Annotated in this window: 8 protein-coding genes; 3 read left to right on the forward strand and 5 right to left on the reverse strand. The window is 70.4% G+C overall.

Annotation, left to right across the window (positions count from 1 at the left end; translation table 11 throughout):
* Positions 1-11: 11 nt before the first annotated feature.
* The 4 genes from AC07GB_RS35720 to ctaC all read right to left on the reverse strand — a co-directional run bounded on the left by AC07GB_RS35720 (position 12) and on the right by ctaC (position 4,506).
* Complete coding sequence (locus tag AC07GB_RS35720) at positions 12-1,262, reverse strand: L,D-transpeptidase (protein ID WP_478852971.1); 1,251 nt, start codon at positions 1,260-1,262, stop codon at positions 12-14.
* A 153-nt stretch (positions 1,263-1,415) separates the two neighbouring features.
* Positions 1,416-1,814: a cytochrome c oxidase subunit 4 gene (locus AC07GB_RS35725; protein ID WP_478852973.1), complete on the reverse strand. Its 399-nt coding sequence runs from the start codon at positions 1,812-1,814 to the stop codon at positions 1,416-1,418.
* On the reverse strand, positions 1,811-3,547 hold the full coding sequence (gene ctaD, locus AC07GB_RS35730) for an aa3-type cytochrome oxidase subunit I (protein WP_478852975.1): 1,737 nt from the start codon (positions 3,545-3,547) through the stop codon (positions 1,811-1,813). Before ctaD ends, AC07GB_RS35725 begins: the two co-directional genes overlap by 4 nt.
* Entirely contained in the window at positions 3,544-4,506 is a 963-nt protein-coding gene (ctaC, locus tag AC07GB_RS35735) for an aa3-type cytochrome oxidase subunit II (protein ID WP_150510599.1), read from the reverse strand. The genes ctaD and ctaC overlap by 4 nt, the downstream gene beginning before the upstream one ends.
* A gap of 319 nt (positions 4,507-4,825) precedes the next feature.
* Here ctaC and AC07GB_RS35740 point away from each other — a divergent pair, with 319 nt between their 5' ends.
* Complete coding sequence (locus tag AC07GB_RS35740; RefSeq protein WP_478852977.1) at positions 4,826-6,205, forward strand: aminotransferase class V-fold PLP-dependent enzyme; 1,380 nt, start codon at positions 4,826-4,828, stop codon at positions 6,203-6,205.
* A gap of 152 nt (positions 6,206-6,357) precedes the next feature.
* On the opposite strand, the gene AC07GB_RS35745 is transcribed toward AC07GB_RS35740, so the two are convergent.
* Complete coding sequence (locus AC07GB_RS35745; RefSeq protein WP_478852979.1) at positions 6,358-7,332, reverse strand: carbohydrate kinase family protein; 975 nt, start codon at positions 7,330-7,332, stop codon at positions 6,358-6,360.
* Between the two features lie 179 nt (positions 7,333-7,511).
* On the opposite strand from AC07GB_RS35745, the gene AC07GB_RS35750 reads away from it, so the two are divergent.
* Positions 7,512-7,730: a hypothetical protein gene (locus AC07GB_RS35750; RefSeq protein WP_478852981.1), complete on the forward strand. Its 219-nt coding sequence runs from the start codon at positions 7,512-7,514 to the stop codon at positions 7,728-7,730.
* 172 nt (positions 7,731-7,902) lie between these two features.
* Positions 7,903-9,435, forward strand: coding sequence for a hypothetical protein (locus tag AC07GB_RS35755; protein ID WP_478852983.1), 1,533 nt, complete (start codon positions 7,903-7,905; stop codon positions 9,433-9,435).
* Positions 9,436-9,582 lie beyond the last annotated feature (147 nt).

Below are 9,582 nucleotides of genomic sequence, written 5' to 3' on the forward strand. Positions count from 1 at the left end.
CCGCCCGCCCCCTACACGGGCTGGGGGCGCAGGCGGGTCGCCAGGAGCGCCGCGTGGCCCTTCTTCGTGTCCGCCAGGAGGGCGCTGCCCTTGCGCCAGGTCTTCCAGGGGACGTTCCAGTCGCCGAAGCCGTTGCCGAAGTGGTCCATGTCGGCGCCGTTGCTGTTGACGACCTCGACGATGTCGCCCTGGCGGACCGTCTCGTAGAACCAGGCGGCGTTGCCCGTGCTCATGCCGGTGCAGCCGTGGCTGGTGTTGGCGACCCCGTGGGAGCCCGCCGACCAGGGAGCGGCGTGCACGTACTCACCGCTGTGGGTGACGCGCGTGGCGTAGTACACCATTTTGTCGTAGAAGTCCGAGGAGCCGATGCTGCGGCTGGTCATGCGGACGACGTACTCCTTGCCGAGGACGACCTTGACGCCGTTCCTGGTGGCGTAGCCGGGCTTGCCGGTGGTGACCGGGATGGAGTTGATCTCCTTGCCGTTGCGGTAGACCCGCATCCAGTGCGCGGCGGCGTCCGTGACGGCCACGACCTTGTCGCCGGTGGTCAGCTTCAGGGGCTTGGCCTCGGCGCCCCACAGCTTGTCGGTGACCTTCACGCCCTCCAGGTTGCTGTGGGCGTGGATGGTGGCGTGCGTGGGCCAGAACTCCTTGGGGCGGTAGTGCAGCGTCCTGCTGTCCACCCAGTGCCAGGAACCCTCCGTCGCGGGCTGTGAGCGGACCTTGAGCGCCCGTTCGACGACGGCCCTGGCCTCCTTGCCCTTGACGGGGGCGCTGAGCGTCGCGGTGACGGGCTGGCCGACGCCGTAGGTGCCCGGCTCGGGGCCGAAGGTGACCTTCAGCTGCCGCTTCTTGGCGGCGGCCGCGGTGTCGAGGGCCAGGACCTTGCGGCCGGGCGAGCCCTCGTCGTCCTCGGTGCTCACCCGCACGGTGTAGTGGACACCCGCCGCGAGGGGCACCGTGCTGTGCCAGCGGGTGCCGTCGGCGGACAGCTCACCGGCCACGTACCGGCCCTGCTCGTCGGTGGCCGTGACGTCCGTGATGCGCCCGTCCTCGCCCTGCGCGGTGACCTCCAGGGGCTTGTCCGGGTCGGCCTTCCGGCTGCTGCCCGCGGGGCCGTTGAAGGCGATCTGGCTCGCCGCGTCGTACGGCTTCGCCGAGAGCGGATGGCCGCCAGTCCCGCAGGCCGTGGTGACCGTGCCGACGGCGACCACAAGGAGGGTGCAGCTCAGTACCGTGCGGATTCGCGGAGAGTGGCTCATGACCACACGGTATGAAGGTCTGACACGCCGTGCGCGGTGAGTGACCCGTACGAGGGTTCACCCGGAAGGCGGACACCGGGCGTGGCGGAAACGGCCAGGGGCCCGGACGCTCCTGACGGAGTGTCCGGGCCCCTGGGGCACGGCGGGAGGTCCCTACTGGTTCTGGTTCTCGCCGCGGTAGTACTCGAAGACCCAGCCCCACAGACCGATCAGGAGGATCGGGGCCGAGAAGTACAGCAGCCACCAGCCGAAGACGACGCCCATGAAGGCGAGCGCGCCACCGACGGCCAAGGACAGCGGCTGCCAGCTGTGCGGGCTGAAGAAGCCCACCTCGCCGGCCTCGTCCGCGACGTCCGCCTCCTTGTTGTCCTGCGCTGCGGCGTCGACCCGCCGGGCCGTGAAGGCCAGATAGTAGCCGATCATGATGCACAGGCCGAAGGCCAGGAAGAGCGCGGTGGTACCGGCGGGCTCCTTCGACCACCAGCCATAGACGATCGCCATGGCCAGTACGAAGACGCTCAGCCAGATGAACATCTTGCCCTGGATCTTCACTTGCCGGCCTCCTTGTTGCCGGCGAGCGCCTTCTCGCCTTCACCGACGTTCTCGAGCTGGTCGAGAGCCGCGATCTCCGGGTGGTGCAGGTCGAACGCCGGGGATTCGCTGCGGATGCGCGGCAGCGTGAGGAAGTTGTGCCGCGGCGGCGGGCAGGACGTCGCCCACTCCAGGGAGCGGCCGTAGCCCCACGGGTCGTCGACCTCGATCTTCTTGCCGTACTTGGCGGTCTTCCAGACGTTGTAGAAGAACGGCAGGATCGACAGGCCGAGCAGGAACGAGGCGATCGTCGAGATCGTGTTCAGGGCGGTGAAGCCGTCGGCGTCCAGGTAGTCCGCGTAGCGGCGCGGCATGCCCTCGGCACCCAGCCAGTGCTGGACGAGGAACGTGCCGTGGAACCCGATGAACAGCGTCCAGAACGTGATCTTGCCGAGCCGCTCGTCGAGCATCTTGCCGGTGAACTTCGGCCACCAGAAGTGGAAGCCGGAGAACATCGCGAACACCACGGTGCCGAAGATGACGTAGTGGAAGTGCGCGACCACGAAGTACGAGTCCGAGACGTGGAAGTCCATCGGCGGCGAGGCCAGGATGACGCCGGTCAGACCACCGAAGGTGAAGGTGATCAGGAAGCCGACGGCCCAGAGCATCGGGGTTTCGAAACTCAGTGAGCCCTTCCACATCGTGCCGATCCAGTTGAAGAACTTCACGCCTGTTGGCACGGCGATGAGGAACGTCATGAAGGAGAAGAACGGCAGGAGCACGCCGCCTGTGACGTACATGTGGTGCGCCCACACGGTCACGGAAAGACCGGCGATCGCGATGGTCGCGCCGACCAGGCCCATGTAGCCGAACATCGGCTTGCGCGAGAAGACCGGAATGACCTCGGAAATGATTCCGAAGAACGGTAGCGCGATGATGTACACCTCTGGATGGCCGAAGAACCAGAAGAGGTGTTGCCAGAGCAAGGCGCCGCCGTTGGCCGCGTCGAAGATATGGGCACCGAACTTGCGGTCCGCCTCGAGGGCGAACAGCGCGGCCGCGAGGACCGGGAAGGCGAGCAGCACCAGAACACCGGTGAGCAGCACGTTCCAGGTGAAGATCGGCATGCGGAACATCGTCATGCCGGGCGCGCGCATGCAGATGATCGTGGTGATGAAGTTGACCGAGCCGAGGATCGTGCCGAAGCCGGAGAAGGCCAGACCCATGATCCACATGTCGGCGCCGATGCCCGGGGAGCGGACCGCGTCCGACAGCGGGCTGTAGGCGAACCAGCCGAAGTCGGCCGCGCCGTTCGGCGTGAGGAAGCCGCCGACCGCGATCAGCGAGCCGAACAGGTACAGCCAGTAGGCGAACATGTTCAGCCGCGGGAACGCCACGTCGGGCGCGCCGATCTGGAGCGGCATGATCCAGTTCGCGAAGCCCGCGAACAGCGGCGTCGCGAACATCAGCAGCATGATCGTGCCGTGCATCGTGAACGCCTGGTTGAACTGCTCGTTCGACATGATCTGCGTGCCGGGACGAGCGAGTTCGGCGCGCATGAAGAGCGCCATGACGCCGCCGATGCAGAAGAACGCGAACGACGTGACCAGATAGAGCGTGCCGATCGTCTTGTGGTCAGTGGTGGTCAACCACTTGATGACGACATTGCCCGGCTGCTTGCGCCGTACCGGCAGCTCATTCTCGTACGAGTCGTCTGCTGCCGCGGCACCCTGAGGTTCGTTGAGGATGCTCACAGTTGGTTCGTCTCCCGGTTCTTCTCGCGGTCCGTCTGCTCGATGCCGGCCGGGATGTAACCGGTCTGGTTCTTCTTCGCGAGGTCTTCGAGGTGCTTCTTGTAGCGCTCGGGGGAGACGACCTTGACGTTGAAGAGCATCCGGGAGTGGTCGACGCCGCACAGCTCGGCGCACTTGCCCATGAAGGTGCCCTCCTTGTTGGGAGTCACCTCGAACGCGTTGGTGTGGCCCGGAATGACGTCCTGCTTCATGAGGAACGGCACCACCCAGAAGGAGTGGATGACGTCACGCGAAGTCAGGACGAAGCGGACCTTCTCGCCCTTGGGGAGCCAGAGGGTCGGACCGGGGTTGCCGTTCTGCGGGTTCCGCTCGCCCGGCGTACCGACCTCGTAGACACCGCCGGCGTTGGCCGGGAAGTCCTTGCGGAAGCGGTCCGGAATGGCGTCGAGGTCCTTGGACGTCTTGGCGTCGCCCTTGTCGGAGCCCGGAACGTCCTCGATGTAGTTGAAGCCCCAGCTCCACTGGTAGCCGACCACGTTGATGGTGTGGGCCGGCTTGTCGTCGAGCGCGAGGAGCTTCGACTCGTCACGGGCGGTGAAGTAGAACAGCACCGAGACGATGATCAGGGGGACGACCGTGTACAGCGCCTCGATGGGCATGTTGTAACGGGTCTGCGGAGGGACCTCCACCTTGGTGCGGCTGCGCCGGTGGAAGATGACGCTCCACAGGATCAGGCCCCAGACCAGCACGCCCGTGGCGAGCGCAGCCGCCCACGAGCCCTGCCAGAGGGAGAGGATCCGCGGAGCCTCCTCCGTGACCGGGGTCGGCATACCCAGGCGGGGAAAGTCCTTGTATGTGCAACCGGTGGCGGTTACCAGGACCAGGCCCGCAGTCAGTGCCTGCAGCAGCTTCCGCCGCATCGGGCGCCGCGGCGAGCGGTCGGAGCCGTTGGGACTCACGTAGCGCCTTCCCGAGAGTCTCGCCCGCGCTGTTCGGCTGCGGCCTTCTCGCTGGTCGGTCGCCGCCCTGCGTCGGGCAGGGGTTTGGATGTTTATGCGGACCAAACCCTACTGGACGCTATTTGGGGTCGCGCGGGGAGGGTGCCTAACGCGCCGCGGGTCACTCCGAAGGGGGGCGGATCGCCGCCCACAGCGGCGATCTGACGGTCGTTCGGGGCGCCCACCAGCTCGGGAGGCTCCCCCCTCTTCGGCGGGTGCGGGCCCGCTTCCACTGATCGCGCAGTTCCTCGCGCCCCTTCCGGGCGCTTAGCTTGTGGGCGTGTCCTACTTCGACGCGGCCTCGTCCGCCCCCCTCCATCCCGTGGCCCGTCAGGCCTTGCAGGCCGCGCTGGACGAGGGGTGGGCGGATCCCTCCCGGTTGTACCGGGAAGGGCGGCGGGCGCGGCTGCTGCTTGACGCGGCGCGGGAGGCGGCGGCCGAGGCCGTGGGCTGCCGCCCGGACGAGCTGGTGTTCACCACGTCCGGGACCCGGGCGCTGTACGACGGCATCGCCGGGGCCCTCGCCGGGCGGCGCCGGGCGGGGCGGCGTCTTGTGGTGTCCGCGGTGGAGCACTCCGCCGTACTCCATTCGGCCGCGGCGCACGAGCGGGCGGGCGGCACGGTGACCGAGGTGGGCGTGGACCGCGCGGGGGCGGTGGACGTCGCGGCGTACGCGGCCGCGCTCGGGGACGACACCGCGCTCGCCTGCCTCCAGTCCGCCAACCACGAGGTCGGCACCCGTCAGCCGGTGGCCGAGGTCGCGGCGGCGTGCCGGGCCGCCGGGGTGCCGCTGCTCGTGGACGCGGCGCAGTCGCTGGCGTGGGGCCCGGTGGACGAAGGCTGGTCGCTGCTCACGGCGAGTGCGCACAAATGGGGCGGCCCGTCCGGCGTGGGGCTCCTCGCGGTCCGCAAGGGGGTGCGCTTCGCGCCGCAAGGGCCGGTGGACGAGCGGGAGTCGGGCCGGTCGGCCGGGTTCGAGAACATCCCGGCGATCGTGGCGGCCGCCGCGGCGCTGCGGGCCGTGCGGGCCGAGGCCGCGGCCGAGGAGGCCCGGCTGCGGGAGCTGACCGGGCGCATCCGGGCCCGCGTGCCCGAGCTGGTGCCGGACGTGCAGGTCGTCGGTGACCCCGTCCGGCGCCTGCCGCACCTGGTCACCTTCTCCTGTCTCTACGTCGACGGGGAGTCGCTCCTGCACGAGCTGGACCGGGCCGGGTTCTCCGTCTCCTCCGGCTCCTCCTGTACGAGCAGCACCCTCACCCCGAGCCATGTCCTGAAGGCCATGGGGGTCCTCAGCGAGGGCAACGTCCGGGTGTCGCTCCCCCTCGGCACGGCCGAGGCGGACGTCGAGCGCTTCCTCGCGGTGCTGCCGGAGGCGGTCGGCGGCGTCCGCGCGAAGCTGGGGGCGCCGGCCTCCGCCGCCGCGGCCGACGCGCTCGACGAGGTCACCGTCGACGCCCTGGGCGAGCGTTGCCCGCATCCGGTCATCGAGCTGGCGAAGGCGCTGGCGCGCGTACGGGTCGGGGGGACGGTGACCGTCCTGGCGGACGACGAGGTGGCCGCGGTGGACATCCCGGCGTGGTGCTGGACGCAGGAGCAGGAGTACGTAGGCGCCGAGCCCCGGGGGCCCGGTACCGCCTACGTGATCCGCCGCCGCGCCTGAGCCCTCGCTCCCACCCGCCCCCCCTCTCATCGGCCTCCGGCCTCGTCCTCAGACGCCGGACGGGCCGGATGGTCTCGCCTGAGCACCGTCGCCACCCGCCCACCCCTGAGAGGGCGGGCGGGTGGGTGAGGGGCGCGCATGGCCAGGCGGGGTCAGGCCAGGTGGGTGCGGACCTCCGCGGCAGCGGCCTCGCCGTACGCCTGCGCGAAGCGGTCCATGAAGGAGCTGCGCCGCAGCTCGTACTCCTGCGTCCCGGTCGTCTCGATGACCAGCGTGGCGAGCATGCAGCCCACCTGCGCCGCCCGCTCGTGCGACACGCCCCACACGAGCCCGGAGAGGAAGCCGGCGCGGAAGGCGTCGCCCACGCCCGTCGGCTCGACCTTGGCCTCCTCCTGCGGCACGCCGACCTCGATCGGGTCCTGCCCGGCGGTCTCGATGCGGACGCCCTTCGCGCCGAGGGTGGTCACCCGGTGGCCGACCTTGCCCAGGATCTCCGCGTCGGACCAGCCGGTCTTGGACTCGATGAGCCCCTTCTCGTACTCGTTGGAGAAGAGGTACGCCGCGCCGTCCATGAGGGTGCGGATCTCGTCACCGTTCATACGGGCGATCTGCTGGGAGAAGTCCGCGGCGAAGGGGATGCCCCGGCTGCGGCACTCCTCGGTGTGGCGCAGCATCGCCTCGGGGTCGTCGGCGCCGATCAGGACGAGGTCGAGGCCGCCCACGCGGTCGGCCACGGTCTTCAACTCGATGAGGCGGGCCTCGCTCATGGCGCCGGTGTAGAAGGAGCCGATCTGGTTGTGGTCGGCGTCCGTGGTGCAGACGAAGCGGGCGGTGTGCAGCGTCTCGGAGATGCGCACCGACTCGGTGTCCACGTTGTGCCGGTCGAGCCAGGCCCGGTAGTCGTCGAAGTCGGGGCCCGCGGCGCCGACCAGGACGGGCCGGGTGCCCAGCTGGCCCATGCCGAAGCAGATGTTGGCGCCGACACCACCGCGGCGGACATCGAGGGCGTCGACGAGGAACGAGAGGGAGACCGTGTGCAGTTGGTCGGCGACCAGTTGGTCGGCGAAGCGGCCGGGAAAGGTCATCAGGTGGTCGGTGGCGATGGAGCCGGTGACTGCGATACGCACGGCTGGAAGCTCCTGCGGCGTGTAGCGGCGGCGTACCGCCCTCGTGGTCAAGGCGGTGACGGACGTCGCGTGGGCGGTTGACGGTTAACGCTATCCGGTCGGGCCCGGAACGATGAACGGCTGAAAATACCCGATAGCAGGTCTTTCTCCTTGTGCCCGGCGGTGCATACGGTTCCGGTATGACCCTCTTTCCGCAGGACAGCGCAGCGCCGCAGGCTTCCGAACAGGGAGTCGAGACCTGGGAGACCTTGCGTGGTGCTTGCACGCGCATGGTCCCGCACTGGGCCGTGCCCGCGGTGCCCTCGGGCGCGCCCGTCCCGCCGTCCCGGATCCACGGGGTCACGGTCCCTCCGGCGTCCGCACGCCTCCTCGACGGGATGTCCGAGTACGGGGACTGAGACGCAAGAGGCCCGGGGCCGGTCGAGGGAACCGGTCGCTCCCCCGCCGCGTCCCATCGCCGTCCCCCGTCGGGGGGATGTCATGTACGACGGGACGCCGCGGCGCGCGTGCGCCGTGGCGGATCGCCGTGCAGGCTCGTGAGGACAGCCGGGCACGCGAAGGAGCGATGCGGTGAGCACCGAGCAGGCACAGGACGGACGGCGGCGACGGCCCTCGCTGGTGGTCGTGTCGGTGGCGGCCGCGGTCCTGCTGGCGGGCGGCGGCGGGGCGTATCTCGCCGTGGACCCGGCCGGCAAGGACGGCGCCCCGGCGGGCGACGGCGGGGCTCCGCCGCCGCTCGCCCTCGACGGGTACGCGGACGGATCGGGTGGACACTCCGATTCCGGGGCGGACGGCACGGATCGTACGGACGGTACGAACGGCGGGGGCGGCACCAGCACGCCGGAAGGCATCGCCCCGGGTGAGCCCGACCCCTCCGGGGTGACCTACCGGGCCGTGGGCGAGCTGCCCGAGGGGCCCGGCGCGGCCGCCGTGTACGAGCCGCGCGGCGAGGTCACCAGGGACCAGGTGGTCCGCCTCGCCAAGGCGCTCGGCCTGTCCGGCACGCCGACCGTACAGGGCGACTCTTGGCGGCTCGGCCCGGCGAACGACGGCTCGGGCTCCTCGCTCCAGGTGACTCGCAAGGCCCCCGGCACCTGGTCGTTCAGCCGGGACGAGCCGGGCGGCGGCGACAACTGCCTGAAGGGCAGGCCGTGCCCGTCCAGGACCTCGTCGGAGCTGGACGGTGGCACTCCGGTGAGCGAGCGGGCCGCGAAGAAGGCCGCGGCACCCGTCCTGAAGGCCGTCGGCCAGGACGGCGCCAAGCTGGACGCGCGCCAGCTCATGGGTTCGGTACGGGTGGTCAACGCCGACCCCGAGGTGGACGGACTGCCGACGTACGGCTGGTCGACCGGCGTCCAGGTGGGCCGCGACGGCGAGGTGGTGGGCGGCAGCGGCCACCTGGTCGAGCCGCGCAAGGGCCCGACGTACCCGGTCGTGAGCGCGGGTGAGGCCCTCGCCCTGCTGAACGCGTCGGGCAAGGGCGACGGCGTGGGCATCGGCGGCTGCGCGACCCCAGTGCCGCACAAGGGCGACGGGCCGGACCGGCGTGACGAGGCGCCCTGCGCGCCGACCGTGCCGCCGAAGCAGGAGCCGATCGCCGTGGAGGGCGCCACCTTCGGCCTGGCCGCGCACTTCGTGGCCGGGCGGCAGACGCTCGTACCGTCGTGGCTGTTCGAGGCGCGGCCGCAGGGCGCGCGGGACGCCCACACGGTGCAGCACCCGGCGGTGGAGCCGTCGTACCTGAAGGCCCCGGGAGCCCCGGGCGACGCCGAGCCGAAGCCGAAGCCCGACCAGGGCGACACCTACACCAGCGACGTCAAGGTGGAGGGCTACAGCGCTTCGGGGCGCACCCTGACGCTGCACTTCACGGGCGGGGTGTGCAGCACGTACAAGGCGTCGGCGCGGGAGAGCGGCGGGCAGGTACGCGTGGAGGTCACCGCGAGCGAGGAGCGGGGCAAGGTGTGCATCGCCCTCGCGAAGTTCTACACGCTGCCCGTGACCCTGGAGAAGCCGCTCGGTGACCGGAAGGTCGTCACGCCGGGCGGTGACACGGTGCCGCGCGACAAAGGCGAGCAGAAGGGCGAACCCGCGCCGCGGCCGTAGCCCGCGCCTGACGAGGAACGCACGAAGGCGGGGGGGGCCCCCCCCGAGGGGGAGGGGCAGCCCTCCTTGCCAAAGAGGTTACCGCAGGAAGCTCCCCCAAAGCACGAAACCCCAGTGTTTTGGTTGTTTTTCCTTGCAACCCCCCCC

The sequence above is a fragment of the Streptomyces sp. NPDC045778 genome (assembly GCF_056431945.1).